This window comes from Streptomyces sp. NPDC088785, assembly GCF_044750685.1.
In the GTDB taxonomy this organism is placed as follows: Bacteria; Actinomycetota; Actinomycetes; order Streptomycetales; family Streptomycetaceae; genus Streptomyces.
On sequence record NZ_JBIVKH010000008.1, the window covers coordinates 164,294 to 179,593 of the forward strand.

Here is a 15,300-nt window from a genome sequence, read left to right on the forward strand (position 1 = left end):
CTGGCCGCGCAGTTCCCCGCGCCCCTGGGTGGTTCGTCATCCGCGGCCCGGCGGCCGCTTCTCGCGCAGTTCCCCGCGCCCCTGAGGCATGCGCTGCGCGCAGCCTCCCCTTGAGGCTGCGCTTCGCGCGCCTCCACTGAGAGGCGGACGGTGGCGCGCCCCTCCTGAGAGGCGGGGCGGTGGTGCACCTCTCCCAGGAGGCGGGACGGTGGTCCGCCCCTCCTGGGGGGCGGGACGATGGCGCGCCCCTCCTGGGGGGCGGGACGATGGCGCGCCCCTCCTGATGAGATGGCGCACGCAGTGCGCATCTCAGGGGCGCGGGGAACTGCGCGACCAGCCACGACGGCGGCGCACCCAAAAGACCACCCAGGGGCGCGGGGAACTGCGCGAGACGCGGCCACCGGGCCGCAGGCGGCCGACCACCCAGGGGCGCGGGGAACTGCGCGACCAGCCACGACGGCGGCGCACCCGAAAGACCACCCAGGGGCGCGGGGAACTGCGCGAGACGCGGCCACCGAGCCGCGCCCGAAAGACCACCCAGGAGTGCGGGGCGCCCCGGTGTCGGTCGTCGCCGGGGGGCGGGCGGGAGTTAGCCGTGCAAGCGGGGGCCGCAATGGGGCCAGGGGGTCGCGCCGCGGCGGACGTACAGTTGCTTCGCCCGGTACGTCTGCTCGGCGGCAGACGCCTCCTGCGGCCGGCCCGAGCCGCCGAGGCTCTGCCAGGTCTGGGTGTCGAACTGGTAGAGGCCGCCATAGGTCCCGGTGGCGTCGAGCGCCCCGGGCCGCCCGCCCGACTCACAGGCGGCGAGCCCGGACCAGTTCAGCGCATCGGCCCCGGCGACGGACGACGGCATCGCCCGGGTGCCCACCCTGACCACCCGCGCCCGCGGCTCCCGCACCACCTCGGTCCTGGTGCGCCGCGGCCTCTGCCGGACCCCGTTGACGGTGCGCAGCTCGTACGTGACCCGCTTGACCCCGGCCTCCCCGGCCTGCTCGACGACCTCGGTGCCGACGAACAGCGACGGGTCCCGGGTGCGCTCGACGGCGAACGGGATCGACTCCTCCCGGGTCTCCTTGGTGCCGGTCACCCGCATGACGGTGACGGTCTGCCCGTCGCGCGGGAAGCTGCTCGCCGGCACCGAGGTGGTGTCCTGCCCGCGCAGCGTGATCCCGGCCTCGGAGACGGCCTCGCCGACGGTGGCCGCGTTGGTGCGGATGGTGCGGCGCCGCCCGTCGGCCATGACGGTGACGCTGCGCTCGGTGCGGACGGCGAGGTCGAGCCCGTGCCGCCCGATGCTCTGCGAGCGCGAGGTGGAGACGTAGGCGCCCTCGGCCCGTACGCCGAGCTGCCGCAGCGCGCCGTCGACGGTGTGGGCGGTGGTCCACACCTTGCGGCGCTGTCCGTCGAGGGTCAGCTGCACGGGCCGGCCGTAGTGCACGGAGACCTGGTCGCCGCTGGCCAGGGCGGTGCCCTCGGCGGGGGCGACGAGATCGTGCTCGCCGACGGCGACGCCCTCGTCGGCGAGGAGTTCGGTGACGTCGTCGGCGAAGGTGTGCAGGGTGCGTTCCTTGCCGTCGACGGTCAGTTCGATGGCCTTGTCGTTGGCGACGAACGCCGAGGTGCCGCCCGCGAGGAACGCCACGACGAGGGCCTGCGGCAGCAGCCGGCGCAGCCCGTCGGGGCGGTGGTCGGTCTTCTTGCGGCGGGCGGCGCGACGCGCGGCGGCCCGCCCGCCGTCCCGGCCCGCGTCCTGGCCGGCGCGCGCCGCCTGGCGCGGCAGCAGCGGTTCGTCGCCCGCCCCGGCGTGCGGCTCGTAGGACGGGTACGGCTCGTAGGGCTGGTACGAGTCCTGCGGCTCGTACGACGGCTGATACGTCGTCTCGTACGGCGATGTGCTCACGACGAGGCTCCAGGCGCTCCAAGGGTCCGGCCCCGGGAGGGCGGATCGGGCGAGCAGAACCTAGCGGAGCGATCGTCACTCTCCAAAGCAGCGCGACCACACCGTGTCACGATCATGCCCGAGGGTGAGCGGGTCCGGTCGTGATGGCTCAGTAACCGAAGGCGCGTGCCGTGTTGGCGGAGACCGCCGCGGCGAGGGCTTCTTCGGTGACGCCCTTGACCTCGGCCATCGCCCGCAGCGTGACCGGAATGAGATAAGGGGCGTTAGGCCGACCGCGGTACGGCGCGGGCGTCAGGAACGGCGCGTCGGTCTCGACGAGGACCAGTTCCGCCGGTGCCACCGCGAGGGCGTCGCGCAGCGGCTGCGCGTTCTTGAACGTCACGTTGCCCGCGAACGACATGAAGTAGCCGTTCTCCGCGCAGACTTGGGCCATGGCGGCGTCGCCGGAGTAGCAGTGGAAGACGGTGCGCTCGGGGGCGCCCTCCTCCTTCAGGATGCGCAGCACGTCCTCGTGGGCCTCGCGATCGTGGATGACGAGGGCCTTGCCGTGCCGTTTGGCGATCTCGATGTGGGCGCGGAAGGAGCGTTCCTGGGCGTCCTTGCCGTCGGGGCCGGTGCGGAAGTGGTCGAGGCCGGTCTCGCCGACGCCCTTGACCTGGTCCAGCGCGGCGAGCCGGTCGATCTCGGCCAGCGCCTCGTCGAGCCCGGCGTCGCCGAGCGGTGTGCGGGCGCCCTGCCGGGACCAGCCGTCGGGGTCGCCGTGGACGATGCGCGGCGCTTCGTTGGGGTGCAGGGCGACGGTGGCGTGCACGGCCGCGTGCTCCCGGGCCACCGCGGCGGCCCAGCGCGATCCGGCGAGGTCGCAGCCGACCTGCACCACGGTCGTCACCCCCACCGACGCCGCCTTGGCGAGGGCCTCCTCCACGGTGCCCGCCTGCATGTCCAGGTGGGTGTGGGAGTCGGCGACCTCGACCGGGAGCGGTGCGGGCAGCGGTGGCGGGGTGACGTCCTTGGCACGATCGGGGCTCATGCCCCCGATCCTACGAAGCCCCGGCCGCGACCCCGGGGCCGCGGGTCAGGACCTGGGCCCGTCCTTGCGGTGGTGGGCGAAGGGGTGCAGGAGGTCGGACAGGTGCCAGTGGTGGTGCTCGCCGGGCTCGGGCCCGGTGGCCGGTCCGGGGACCTCGACGGGTCCGGCGGCCGGCGGGGTGTGCTTGCGGTCCAGCACCTCGCGCACGGACGAGACGCGGCCGGACCGCATGATCCGTACGAGGTGGCCCCCGCAGTTCAGGCAGGTGGGACTGGACAGCGGCGACGGCACCCGCTCGCCGTTCGCCACGTACATGACGAATTCGGCACCCTCCCCGTCGATGTGGTGCTCGATCTCGTAGGACTGCTCCCAGCCGTGCCCGCAGCGCATGCAGGCGAACGCGTACGCCTCGTGGACGACGGATATCGCCGTGCCCCGGCTCGTCGCCGGGTGCGCGGGTGTGGTGGTGGCCGTCTCGGAGGCCGCGATCTCGCTCATGCCAGCTCCTCTTGTCCGCTGGACAAGCGCTGCCCGGAGGCAGCGTGGGGACGGGTGCGTCCCTTCAACCAGTGGACGCCCGCGCCGGGCCGAGCGCAAAAGACCTGTCGACTGTTGGAGCCGATTTGGCATTTCCCCGCCCTGGACGGCCTGCCACCCGGTCTTCGCTTTGCTTTCGGTGCCTGTCTTTTACGCCCCTATGGGGTGCTTCGATTCGCATTCTTTGCCGCGACCACGGCATCGAAGACGACCCGCTTGGGTAGCCCGGCATCAGCGGCGACCGCCGCGATGGCCTCCTTGCGCCGCTCCCCCGCCTCCTCGCGCACCCGCACCCTGCGCACCAGCTCATCGGGGGTGAGGTCGTCGCCGGACTTCTCCGGGGCGCCCTCCACGACGACCGTGATCTCGCCGCGCACCCCCTCGGCGGCCCACTCGGCGAGGTCCTTCAGGGAGCCCCGCTTGATCTCCTCGTAGGTCTTGGTCAGCTCGCGGCACACGGCGGCCCGGCGCTCGCCGCCGAACGCCTCGGCCATCGCGGCGAGGGTGTCGTCCAGCCGGTGCGGGGCCTCGAAGTACACGAGGGTGCGCCGCTCCTCGGCCACCTCCCGAAGGCGCGAGAGGCGCTCGCCGGCCTTGCGCGGCAGGAATCCCTCGAAGCAGAACCGGTCGACGGGCAGCCCGGACAGGGCGAGGGCGGTGAGCACGGCGGAGGGGCCGGGGACCGCGGTGACCCGGATGTCGCGCTCGACGGCCGCGGCGACCAGGCGGTAGCCCGGGTCGGACACCGACGGCATCCCCGCGTCGGTGACGAGCAGCACCCGCGCGCCGCCCGCCAGCGCCTCGACCAGCTCGGGCGTGCGCGCGCTCTCGTTGCCCTCGAAGTACGACACGACGCGGCCGCCGACCTGTGCCCCGAGCGCCTGCGCGAGCCGCTTCATGCGGCGGGTGTCCTCGGCGGCGACGACATCGGCGACGGCCAGCTCCTGGGCGAGCCGCGGCGGGGCGTCGGAGACGGCGCCGATGGGCGTCCCGGCGAGCACGAGCGTGCCGGCCTGGGCACCGGCGGCGGGCCCCGCCGGCGTTCCGGTTGAATCTGCGGTTCCTGTCACGGTTCCATCCTCGCAGGCACGGGACGCGGCCGGCCCGGCTGCGCCCTCTCACGGGACTCGCACAGCGCTGTTCCCTACGATGGCGCGGTGACCAGTACCTCGTCGTCGGCCAAGGCGAACCCGACCAGTCCCCCGCCGGACCAGGCCCCCCTGGCAGATCCGTCGGCGCAGGCCCCGGCGTGGCTGCGCGGGCTGCGCAGGTTCGGCTACCGCGGCCCGGAGGCGGAAGGGGGCGCGGAGGTCAGGGACGGCGGCGTCCGCGACCGGCTCGTGCCCCCGCATCCCGCGCCGTCGTCGCGGCTGTGGGCGGCGTGGGGGCTCGGCGGGTTCTCCGCCGCCCGGCTGTCCCGGATCGTGGGCTGGGGCGGCCCGCTGCTCGTCACGCTCGTCGCCGGACTGCTGCGCTTCTGGAACCTCGGCAGCCCGAAGGCCGTGATATTCGACGAGACGTACTACGCGAAGGACGCGTGGGCGCTCGTCCACCGCGGCTTCGAGGTGAACTGGCCGAAGAACGCCAATGACCTGATCCTCAAGAACAACGGCGACATCCCGCTCCCTTCGGATGCCTCGTACGTCGTGCACCCGCCGGTCGGCAAGTACGTCATCGGGATCGGCGAGCAGCTCTTCGGGCTCGACCCGTTCGGCTGGCGGTTCATGACGGCGCTGCTCGGCACGTTGTGCGTGCTGATGGTGTGCCGGATCGGCCGCCGGCTGTTCCGCTCGACGTTCCTGGGCTGTCTCGCCGGGGTGCTGCTCACGGTGGACGGGCTCGCGTTCGTCATGAGCCGGACCGCGCTGCTCGACTCGGTGCTGGTGTTCTTCGTGCTCGCCGCGTTCGGCTGCCTGGTCGTCGACCGGGACCGGGCGCGGGCCCGGATGGCGGCGGCGCTGCCCGGCGACGAGCACGGCCTGACCCGTCCCGACCCGCACGTCGCCGCAACGCTGTCCCTGGGCCTGCGTCCGTGGCGGCTGCTCGCCGGGCTCTGCCTGGGCCTGGCGTGCGGCACGAAGTGGAACGGCTTCATCTACGTCGCCGTGTTCGCCGTCATGACGGTGCTGTGGGACGTCGGCACCCGCCGCGTGGCGGGCGCCGAGCGCCCGTACCTCGCGGTGCTGCGGCACGACGTGGTCCCGGCGTTCCTGGTCACGGTGCCGGTCGCGCTCGCCACGTACGTGCTGTCGTGGCTCGGCTGGATCCTCTCCCCCGACGACGGCAGCGGCGGCTACTTCCGCGACTGGGCGGTGACCGCGGGCAAGGGCGGCGGGCACACCTGGCTGCCCGAGTGGGTGCGCAGCCTGTGGCACTACGAGCACGAGGTCTGGGAGTTCAACACCCACCTCACGTCGGCGCACACCTACCAGTCCAACCCGTGGAGCTGGATGGTCGACGGCCGGCCGGTCTCGTACTTCTACGAGTCCCCGACGGCGGGCCGGGACGGCTGCCCGGCGGACGCGACGGAGAAGTGCGCCCGCGAGGTCCTCGCCCTCGGCACGCCGCTGCTGTGGTGGGCGGCCTGCTTCGCGGTGCTCTACCTGCTGTGGCGCTGGGTGTTCCGGCGCGACTGGCGGGCGGGCGCGCTGGTGGGCGCCATCGCCGCCGGCTATCTGCCCTGGTTCAACTACCAGGAGCGGACGATCTTCTACTTCTACGCGGTCGTCTTCGCGCCGTTCCTCTGTCTGGCGCTGGCGATGATGCTGGGCGGGATCATCGGCAGACCCGGATCGGGCGAGCGCCGCCGAATGGTCGGCGCGGCGGGTGCGGGGGTGCTGGTCCTGCTGATCGTGTGGAACTTCGTGTACTTCTGGCCGATCTACACGGGCACCGCCATCCCGATCGACTCCTGGCGTTCACGGATGTGGCTGGATACCTGGGTCTAGCGGACTTTCAGCCTCATTTGTGATCACTCTTCGGACACCTTCGGACACCAAGTGGACAACACACCGACCTGGTGACCCCGGACGTGCCTAGAGTCCCTTCGGTAGTCCTGGGGAGGGGGAGCGCTGATGCGCAGGGGGGTCAAGGTCGCCATCGTCGGCGGGGTGTTCACCGTGATGGTGGGCGGCGCCGGGTACGGAGCCTTCAACATCGTGTCGGCCGTCACGGACGACGGCGGGTCGTCGTCGCTGGGCGGGTCGCCGGCCAGGCGGACCGGACCGCCGACGGCCGGGGAGATCAAGGAGACGTCGCACAAGTTCCTGACGGCGTGGGCGAGGAACGATCCGGACGAGGCGTCGCACTACACGAACAACGCCGAGAGCGCGCTCGCCGCGATCGGGGGCTGGCGCGACGACGCGTTCGTCACGCGCACCGTGCTGACGCCGGGCAGGGCGGCCGGCGCCAAGGTCCCGTTCACCGTGCGGGCCACGGTGACCTGGGACGGGAAGAAGCGGACGCTGAAGTACGCCTCGTCGCTCACCGTCGTCCGCGGCCGGACCACGGGCCGCGCCCTGGTCGACTGGGAGCCGTCCGTGCTCCACCCGGACCTGCGCAAGGGCGAGCGGCTCGTCACCGGAGAGGCGGCGGCGCCCCCGATCGAGGCCGTGGACCGCGACGGCGCGGTGCTGACCGCCGCGAAGTACCCGTCCCTCGGCCCGGTCCTGGACCAGCTGCGGGCCAAGTTCGGTGAGGAGGCCGGGGGTTCGCCGGGCGTGGAGACGTCCATCGAGCGGACCGACGCCGACGGCTCGGCGACGACCACCAAGACGCTGCTGACCCTCACCGAGGGCAAACCCGGCAGGCTCCGGACGACGATCAGCGCGAGCGCGCAGGCCGCGGCCGAGCAGGCGGTGACGAAGTACCCCAAGGCGGCCGTGGTGGCCGTGCAGCCGCAGACCGGCGGGGTGCTGGCCGTCGCCAACCACGGGTACGGGGAGTTCAACGCCGCGTTCCTCGGGAAGCGGGCGCCCGGCTCCACCATGAAGATCATCACCGCGGCGGCGCTGCTCGACAACCGCGTCGTGCCGTCCATGGACGGGAGCGCTCCCTGCCCGGACTCGGTGCTGGCGCTCAGCCAGACCTTCCACAACCTCACGGGCATGGCCCCCGACGACCACGCGACGCTGAGCAGCAGCTTCCAGCGCTCCTGCAACACCTCCTTCATCAAGCTCTCCGACGACCTGGGCGCCGACAGGTTCGCGGCGGAGGCGACCCAGCGGTTCGGCCTCGGCGGCGACGACTGGCAGTCCGGGATCGAGTCGTTCGACGGCTCCGTCCCGGTCAACGGCGACGCGCAGGACCCGGCCGGGATGATCGGGCAGGGCAATGTGCAGATGAACCCGCTGAACATGGCGTCGGTCACCGCGACCGCCATCACCGGCACGTTCCGCCAGCCGATCCTCGTCCCCCCCGACTACGGCGACCGCAGGCTCGCCACCGCGCAGGGGCTGCCCGCCCCGACGGTGACCCAGCTGCGGGCGATGATGCACGCCACGGCGACCTCCTCGATCGGCACGGCCACCCGGGCGATGGCCGGGGTGCCCGGGTACATCGGCGCCAAGACGGGCTCGGCGGAGAGCGACGGGCAGGCGGTCTCCGACTCCTGGTTCACCGGCTTCCGCGACGGGGTCGCCACCGCCGCGGCGATGGTGGAGAACGGCGGCCACGGCGGCACCGCGGCCGGGCCCGTCGTGGCGGCGGTGCTCAAGAGCGCCCGGTAGGGGGCGCGGGGAGGCCGCGCGAGCGACCGCGACGAAACCGCGGGGGCCTCCACGGCGTTATGGAGTACGGCGCGTACGGCTCGTGCGGCTCGTCCCCGGCCGGGCGCACCGGTCCGCGCGCCCCCTCAGGGGGCCTTACCCTTGCCGTTCGCACAACTCCCGGAGGAACCGTGGGCACCAGAGGCAAGCGCCCCGATACCGCGGCGCGCCGCCATGTGAACGCGCTGGTGCTCGGCGGCGCCGTCGTCGCCGTCGTCGGGGCGGGCGTCGGCGCCTACGCCCTGATGGACGGCTCCGGGGACCGGGAGGGCGGCTCGGCGTCGGCCGACGGCAGACCGCGGGTCAGGACGGGCCCGCCCGCCGCCGCGGAGGTGCGCGCGGCGGCCGACGGCTTCCTGACCGCCTGGCAGCACGGCGACGCGGCGAAGGCCGCCGCGTACACCGACGACGCGGCGGCCGCCGAGAAGGCGCTCACCGGGCTGGCCAAGGACGCCCACCTCACGGACGTGAAGCTGACGCCGGGGCGGCGCACGGGCGCGAAGGTCCCGTTCCACGTGACGTCGACGGTCACGTGGAAGGCCGGCAAGCCGGACAAGGGCGAGAAGCTCAGCAAGCCCCTCGCCTACGACTCCGCGCTGACGGCCGTGCGCCGCAAGAACGACGGGAAGGTGCTCGTCGACTGGCGGCCGGCCGTGCTGCACCCGGAGTTGCGGGACGGCGACCGGCTGGTCACCGGCGAGGCGGGCGATCCGCCGGTCGACGCCGTGGACCGCACCGGCGCCGAGCTGGACGTGAAGAAGTACCCGTCGCTGGCCACGGTCGTGGACGGGCTGCGCGAGAAGTTCGGCAGGACCGCGGGCGGCACCGCCGGCGTCGAACTGCGCATCGTGCGCAAGGACACGAAGAAGAAGGACGCCCAGCCGGACAAGACCCTGCTCACCCTCTCCGAGGGCACCCCCGGCAAGGTCACGACCACGCTGTCGCCCACCCTCCAGGCGGCGGCCGAGAAGCAGGTCGCCGCGCGCAAGCGGGCCTCGGTGGTGGTGATCCGGCCGTCCACCGGCGAGATCCTCGCCGTCGCCAACACGGACCCGGGGTTCAACACGGCCTTCCAGGGCTCCCTCGCGCCCGGCTCGACGATGAAGGTCATCACGTCGTCGCTGCTGCTCGAAAAGGGGCTGGCGGGCGTCGACAAGGTGCACCCGTGCCCGAAGTACTTCACGTACGGGCACTGGAAGTTCCAGAACGACGACAAGTTCCAGATCAAGGGCGGCACCTTCAGGGCGAGCTTCGCCCGGTCCTGCAACACGGCCTTCATCAGCCAGGCGCCGAAGCTGGACGACGACTCGCTGACCAAGCAGGCGCAGCAGGTGTTCGGGCTCGGCATGGACAACTGGGCGGTGGGCGTGCCCAGTTTCGACGGTTCGGTGCCGGTGCAGTCCGACGCGCAGATGGCCGCCTCGCTGATCGGGCAGGGCGGCGTGCGGATGAACCCGCTGAACATGGCGTCGGTCGCGGCGACCGTGAAGAACGGCACGTTCCACCAGCCGTACCTCGTGTCGCCGGACGTCGACCACCGCACGGTCGCGAGGGCTTCGCGCTCGCTGTCCGCGAAGACCCTCGCGGATCTGCGGGAGTTGATGCACTACACGGCGGTCGCGGGCACCGCCGTCGAGCCGATGTCGGGGCTCGGGGCGGACATGGGCGCGAAGACCGGTTCGGCGGAGGTCGACGGGCAGAAGCAGCCGAACGGCTGGTTCACGGCGTACCGCGGCGACCTGGCGGCGGCGGCCGTGGTGCAGGCGGGCGGGCACGGCGGCGACTCGGCGGGCCCGGTCGTGCGGCAGATGTTCCTCACCGGCGGCTGAGCCGCCCCGGGGGTGCCGGTGCTCGTCCTCGACGTACGGGGGTGATGTCCCCGGCGCGTCAGGGCCTGGCGCCCTTGAAGCCCGTGTGGACGGCGGTGAGGCCCCCGTCCACCGGCAGCACGGTCCCGGTCACCCATGCGGCGTCCGCCGACGCCAGGAACGCCACGGCCGCCGCGATGTCCTCCGGCTCCCCGACCCGCCCCAGCGGATACAGGCCGCGCACGGTGTCGGGGTCGCGCCCGCCGTCCGTCCAGGCCTGTGTGCGGACGGTCCCCGGTGCCACGAGGTTGACCCGCACGCCGCGCGGGCCCGCGTGCCCGGCGAGGGTGCGGGTCAGGGACGCCAGGCCGGCCTTCGCCGCGCTGTAGGCGTGGTTGCCGAAGTCCTGGATGCCGTTCACCGAGCCGATGTTGACGATGGCGCCGCGGCCGGAGGCCACCAGGTGCGGGAGCGCGGCGCGGCTGCACCGGTAGGCGCCGGAGAGGGTGAGGTCGAGGTCGCGGGCCCAGCCCTCGTCGTCCTCGTCCTCGAAGAGCGGGGCGTCGGGGTGGCACCCGTAGGCGTTGTTCACCAGGACGTCGAGCCGTCCGAAGACGTCGACGGCGTGCGCGACGGCGGCCCGCACGGACTCCCGGTCGCCGACGTCGCAGCCGAACTCCTCGGCCGCGCCGCCCTTCTCGCGGATTCCGGCGGCGGTGCCGCGGGCGCCGGGCAGGTCGATGTCGGTGACCAGGACGCGCGCGCCCTCCGCGGCGAGCCGCTGGGCGACGGCGGCGCCGATTCCGCGTCCGGCGCCGGTGACCAGGGCCGCGTACCCCTCGAAACGTGTCATGGCCGGGACGCTACCCGGAAGATCGCCGGGTGATCCCCCGGGGTCCGTCGCGGCCGTCCTGGCCCCGGCGCGACGCGCGCCGCGCCGGGGCCCCTGCGGGCCGGCTACGCGCCGTGGCGGCCCAGCGCCGCCCGCACGGCCCCGACCAGGGCCTGGGCGCGCGGGTCGGCGGTGACGCCCCGCCGCATCCCGTTCGTCACGTAGCCGAGGGCGATGCCGGACTCGGGGTCGGCGAGGCCGAGGGCGCCGCCGCGGCCCGGGTGGCCGAAGGAGTGCGGGCCGAGGAGCGGGGAGGCGACGCCGTGCAGCAGGTAGCCGAGGCCGAAGCGGGTGGGGACGACGAGGACCCGGTCGGGGCCCGCGGACGCCTCGGCGCGGGCCAGCCGGAGCGTCTCGGGGGTGAACAGCCGGGTGCCGCCGTCGACGTCGCCGATGAGCGCGGCGTAGAAGCGGGCGAGGCCGTCCGCCGTGCCGATGCCGTTGGCCCCCGGGAGCAGGCCGGCGCGGTACGCCGGGTCGTTCTCGTCCGGCGCCGGGTCGACCGCCCCGAAGGCGCGGCGGGTGAGCGAGTCCGGGTCCCCGTACGCCTCGGCGAGCCGGCGGCTGGGCCGGGCGCGCAGCCCGCCCGGGGCGGCCGGCGCCGCGACGGGTCCGATCCGCCCGGCCCGGTGGGCCTGCGCCGCGGGCAGCCCGATCCACACGTCGGCGGCGGCCGGAGCGGCGATCTCCTCGGCGACGAAGGTCCCGATGTCGCGTCCGGTGACCCGCCGCACCAGCTCGGCGACGAGCCAGCCGTAGGTCTGCGCGTGGTAGCCGTGGTCGGTGCCGGGCGCCCAGACGGGGGCCTGGGCGGCGACGGCGGCGGCCGCGCGGTCCGGGTCGAGGGCCTCGGCGGGCGTCAGCGGGCGGTCCAGGGCCGGCACCCCGGCGCGGTGCGCGAGGACGTCGCGGACCCGGGCGTGCTCCTTGCCGTGGACCTTGAACTCCGGCCAGTACGCGCCGACCGGCGCGTCCAGGTCGAGGACGCCGCGCTGGTGCAGGAGCAGCGGCGCGGCGGCGGCGACGCCCTTGGTGGCGGAGCGCAGGATCTGGGCGGTGCCGGGCTCCCAGGGCGGTCCCTCGCCGTCGACGTCGCGGCTGCCCGCGTACAGGTCGACGACCTTGTGCCCGTGGGCGTAGACGACGACGGCGGCGCCGCGCTCACCGCGGGCCGCCATGTTCGCGCGGAAGGCCTCCCGCACGCCCTCGAAGCCGTCGGCGACGGTTCCGTTCACCGCGCTGTCCACGGTGGCGGCAGCAGGCCCCCGTCCGCGCCGCCGGAGACCGTGCGCGGGTCGAAGCCGAAGGGGAGTTCCAGGCGGTGGGCCCGCATCAGGGCGTCGTCGGCGAGGAGGTCGCCGGTGGGGCCGTCGGCGGCGATGACGCCCTCGCTGAGGATCAGCGAGCGCGGGCAGAGTTCGAGGGCGTACGGCATGTCGTGGGTGACCATGAGGACCGTCACGTCGAGGGCGCGCAGGATGTCGGCCAGCTCGCGGCGCGAGGCCGGGTCGAGGTTGGACGACGGCTCGTCGAGGACGAGGATCTCGGGTTCCATCGCGAGGACGGTCGCCACGGCGACCCGGCGGCGCTGGCCGAAGGAGAGGTGGTGCGGGGGGCGGTCCGCGAACTCCGCCATGCCGACCCGGGAGAGCGCCGTGTGGACCCGGGCCTCCAGTGCGGCGCCCTTCATCCCGGCGGCGGCCGGGCCGAAGGCGACGTCCTCGCGGACGGTGGGCATGAAGAGCTGGTCGTCGGGGTCCTGGAAGACGATGCCGACCTTGCGCCGGATCTCCGCCATGTTGCGCTTGTCGACGGGCAGGCCGGCGACCCGCACGGTTCCGGCGCCGCCGGTCAGGATGCCGTTGAGGTGCAGGACGAGGGTGGTCTTGCCCGCGCCGTTCGGGCCGAGCAGGGCGACGCGCTCGCCGCGGCCGACGGTGAAGTCGACGCCGAAGAGGGCCTGGTGGCCGTCGGGGTAGGCGAAGGCGAGTCCGGAGACGTCCAGAGAGGCGAGAGAAGCAGAAGTCACAGCATCCATCCCAGCAGACACACCACGAGCGCCGCACCCGGCAGGGCGAGCGCGGACGACCACTGTGCACGCGACGCCGTCGCCTCGTCGATCACCGGCATCGAACCCGCGTACCCGCGGCTGACCATGGCGAGGTGCACGCGCTCGCCGCGCTCGTAGGAGCGGATGAAGAGGGCGCCCGCCGATTTGGCGAGCACGCCCCAGTGCCGGACGCCGGACGCCTCGAAGCCGCGCGACTCGCGCGCGATCCGCATGCGCCGCATCTCGTCCGTGATGACATCCCCGTACCGGATCATGAAGGACGCGATCTGGACCAGGAGCGGCGGCAGCTTCAGGCGCTGGAGGCCGAGCAGCAGCTCGCGCAGTTCGGTGGTGGAGGCGAGCAGCACGGAGGCGGCGACGCCGAGGGTGCCCTTGGCGAGCACGTTCCAGGCGCCCCACAGGCCGCTCTCGCTGAGCGACATCCCGAGGACCTGGATCCGCTCGCCCTCGGCGACGAACGGCATGAGCACGGCGAAGGCCACGAACGGGATCTCGATGAGCAGCCGCTTGAGCAGGTAGCCGGCCGGGACCCGCGCCGCCCGGGCGACCGCCGCGAGCAGCACGGCGTACAGGGCGAACGCCCACATCGCCTCGCGGGGCGTGGAGACCACGACGACGACGAAGCAGAAGACGGCGGCGAGCTTGGTGTGCGGGGGCAGCCCGTGCACGGGCGAGTGTCCGTGCCGGTAGAGCCGGTGTGCGTGTCCCGCGCCCATCAGAGGTCGCCGGAGCGGCCCGCGGGGGCGCGGTCGGGGGCGCTGTCGGGGGCGGCGGTCGCGGTGGACGCGGCGTCGGCGGTGCGGCGCCTGCGCAGGGCCCAGAAGACGGCGGAGCCCGCGACGACGGTCACGCCGACGCCGATGACGCCGGCGAGGCCGCCGGAGAGCCGGGCGTCGGTGATGTCCTTGACGCCGTAGTCGGCGAGCGGGGAGTCGGCGGAGGCGTGCTCCTCGGTCCTGCGGTCGATGCCCTTGTCGTGGGCGACCTTCTCCAGGCCGTCGGGGTTCGCGGAGGCGTAGAAGGAGACGAATCCGGCGAGCACGAGGGAGGTGATCAGGCCGGCGATCCAGATCCTGCGGTGCGAGCGGGCGGCGGCCGGCGCGGCGGGGGCCGCGGCCGGCGCGTCGACGAGTTCCCCGCCGACCCGCAGCTTCAGCGGCGCGGTCAGGCCGCGGGCGCCGTGCACGAGGTCGGGGCGGACGGCGACGACCGCGCCGACGGTGAGCGCGGTGATGACGGCCTCGCCGATGCCGATGAGGACGTGGACGCCGATCATCGCGGTGGCGACCTTGCCGATGGAGACGTCGGTCGTCCCTCCGATGGCGTAGACGAGGGTGAAGACGACGGCGGCGGCCGGGACCGACACGAGGGCGGCCACGAAGGAGGCGACGGTGACGGAGCGGCGCCCCCGGGGCAGCACCTTCACCAGGCCGCGGAAGAGCAGGTAGGACACGACGGTGGTGGTGAGCGCCATGTCCGTGATGTTCACGCCGAGGGCGGTCAGGCCGCCGTCGGCGAAGAGCACGCCCTGCATGAGCAGGACCACGGAGACGCAGAGGACCCCGGTGTAGGGGCCGACGAGTATCGCGGCCAGCGCCCCGCCCAGGAGGTGGCCGCTGGTACCGGCCGCCACCGGGAAGTTGAGCATCTGCACGGCGAAGATGAACGCGGCGACGAGCCCGGCCAGCGGCGCGGTGCGTTCGTCCAGCTCACGGCGGGCGCCGCGCAGGCTGACGGCGACGGCGCCCGCGGCGACGACACCGGCGGCCGCCGAGACGGGGGCGTTGATGAATCCGTCGGGGACATGCATGGCGGATCTCCGGCGCTCGGCAGTTGATGAACCGTTCGATGATAGTGCCTTGTTGCAAACTGCTCGCAAGAGCGCCCGTCCGTCAATTACTCCTGGCCCGAATATCCGTATATATGGGACATTTGACTCATGAGTGCCGACGAGCAGTACGTCGAGCAGTACGCCCGCGCCCATCTCGTCACCGGCACCGCGGACGGGCACCGGCCCGTGCCGGTGGTGCTCCGCTACGGCGGTGACGGGCAGGTCCGGGTCGCGCTGCCCGCGCCGGAGGGCGAGTGGACCTTCCCGCGCGAGCTGCTCGAACGCGGGCTGCGCGCGCCCGCCACCGGCGGCGACATCCGGATCTGGCCGTGCGGCCGGGTCCAGGCGGTCATCGAGTTCCCGGCACGCGAAGGGGTGGCGGTCGTGCAGTTCGACGTGAAGCCGCTGATCCGCTTCCTGCGTCGTACGTACACGGCCACCACCCCGGTGACGACCCGCGGCTGA

13 protein-coding genes are annotated in these 15,300 nt (G+C 73.7%); 4 read left to right on the forward strand and 9 right to left on the reverse strand.

The window, feature by feature from the left end; translation table 11 throughout:
* Positions 1-589 precede the first annotated feature (589 nt).
* From ACIP5K_RS22745 to rsmI, 4 genes are all read right to left on the reverse strand, one after another.
* On the reverse strand, positions 590-1,900 hold the full coding sequence (locus ACIP5K_RS22745) for a ubiquitin-like domain-containing protein (RefSeq protein WP_401412081.1): 1,311 nt from the start codon (positions 1,898-1,900) through the stop codon (positions 590-592).
* A gap of 148 nt (positions 1,901-2,048) precedes the next feature.
* The gene (locus ACIP5K_RS22750) at positions 2,049-2,930 is read right to left on the reverse strand and encodes a TatD family hydrolase (protein ID WP_401412083.1); all 882 of its coding nucleotides are present in this window, start codon (positions 2,928-2,930) and stop codon (positions 2,049-2,051) included.
* Positions 2,931-2,975: 45 nt separating this feature from the next.
* A complete protein-coding gene (locus ACIP5K_RS22755) occupies positions 2,976-3,428 on the reverse strand; it encodes a hypothetical protein (RefSeq protein ID WP_401412084.1) in 453 nt (150 codons plus the stop codon).
* Positions 3,429-3,625: 197 nt separating this feature from the next.
* On the reverse strand, positions 3,626-4,537 hold the full coding sequence (rsmI, locus tag ACIP5K_RS22760) for a 16S rRNA (cytidine(1402)-2'-O)-methyltransferase (protein WP_401412086.1): 912 nt from the start codon (positions 4,535-4,537) through the stop codon (positions 3,626-3,628).
* An 87-nt stretch (positions 4,538-4,624) separates the two neighbouring features.
* Between rsmI and ACIP5K_RS22765 the strand changes: the two genes are divergently transcribed.
* The 3 genes from ACIP5K_RS22765 (at position 4,625) to ACIP5K_RS22775 (ending at position 10,062) form a co-directional block, all read left to right on the forward strand.
* Complete coding sequence (locus tag ACIP5K_RS22765; RefSeq protein WP_401412088.1) at positions 4,625-6,415, forward strand: dolichyl-phosphate-mannose--protein mannosyltransferase; 1,791 nt, start codon at positions 4,625-4,627, stop codon at positions 6,413-6,415.
* Between the two features lie 126 nt (positions 6,416-6,541).
* A complete protein-coding gene (locus ACIP5K_RS22770; RefSeq protein ID WP_401412090.1) occupies positions 6,542-8,194 on the forward strand; it encodes a penicillin-binding transpeptidase domain-containing protein in 1,653 nt (550 codons plus the stop codon).
* A gap of 170 nt (positions 8,195-8,364) precedes the next feature.
* Positions 8,365-10,062, forward strand: coding sequence for a penicillin-binding transpeptidase domain-containing protein (locus ACIP5K_RS22775; RefSeq protein WP_401412091.1), 1,698 nt, complete (start codon positions 8,365-8,367; stop codon positions 10,060-10,062).
* A gap of 58 nt (positions 10,063-10,120) precedes the next feature.
* Here ACIP5K_RS22775 and ACIP5K_RS22780 read toward each other — a convergent pair whose 3' ends face one another.
* The 5 genes from ACIP5K_RS22780 to ACIP5K_RS22800 all read right to left on the reverse strand — a co-directional run bounded on the left by ACIP5K_RS22780 (position 10,121) and on the right by ACIP5K_RS22800 (position 14,814).
* Positions 10,121-10,894: an SDR family NAD(P)-dependent oxidoreductase gene (locus ACIP5K_RS22780; protein ID WP_401412092.1), complete on the reverse strand. Its 774-nt coding sequence runs from the start codon at positions 10,892-10,894 to the stop codon at positions 10,121-10,123.
* Between the two features lie 104 nt (positions 10,895-10,998).
* Complete coding sequence (locus ACIP5K_RS22785) at positions 10,999-12,168, reverse strand: serine hydrolase domain-containing protein (RefSeq protein ID WP_401412094.1); 1,170 nt, start codon at positions 12,166-12,168, stop codon at positions 10,999-11,001.
* Positions 12,165-12,971 carry an energy-coupling factor ABC transporter ATP-binding protein gene (locus ACIP5K_RS22790; RefSeq protein WP_401412096.1) on the reverse strand — a complete coding sequence of 269 codons (807 nt, stop codon included), beginning with the start codon at positions 12,969-12,971 and terminating at the stop codon, positions 12,165-12,167. Before ACIP5K_RS22790 ends, ACIP5K_RS22785 begins: the two co-directional genes overlap by 4 nt.
* A complete protein-coding gene (gene cbiQ, locus ACIP5K_RS22795) occupies positions 12,959-13,720 on the reverse strand; it encodes a cobalt ECF transporter T component CbiQ (protein WP_401412098.1) in 762 nt (253 codons plus the stop codon). Before cbiQ ends, ACIP5K_RS22790 begins: the two co-directional genes overlap by 13 nt.
* Positions 13,720-14,814, reverse strand: a complete 1,095-nt coding sequence (locus tag ACIP5K_RS22800; protein WP_401412100.1) for an energy-coupling factor ABC transporter permease — start codon at positions 14,812-14,814, stop codon at positions 13,720-13,722. Before ACIP5K_RS22800 ends, cbiQ begins: the two co-directional genes overlap by 1 nt.
* A 129-nt stretch (positions 14,815-14,943) precedes the next feature.
* Between ACIP5K_RS22800 and ACIP5K_RS22805 the strand changes: the two genes are divergently transcribed.
* Positions 14,944-15,300 carry an SsgA family sporulation/cell division regulator gene (locus ACIP5K_RS22805; RefSeq protein ID WP_401412103.1) on the forward strand — a complete coding sequence of 119 codons (357 nt, stop codon included), beginning with the start codon at positions 14,944-14,946 and terminating at the stop codon, positions 15,298-15,300.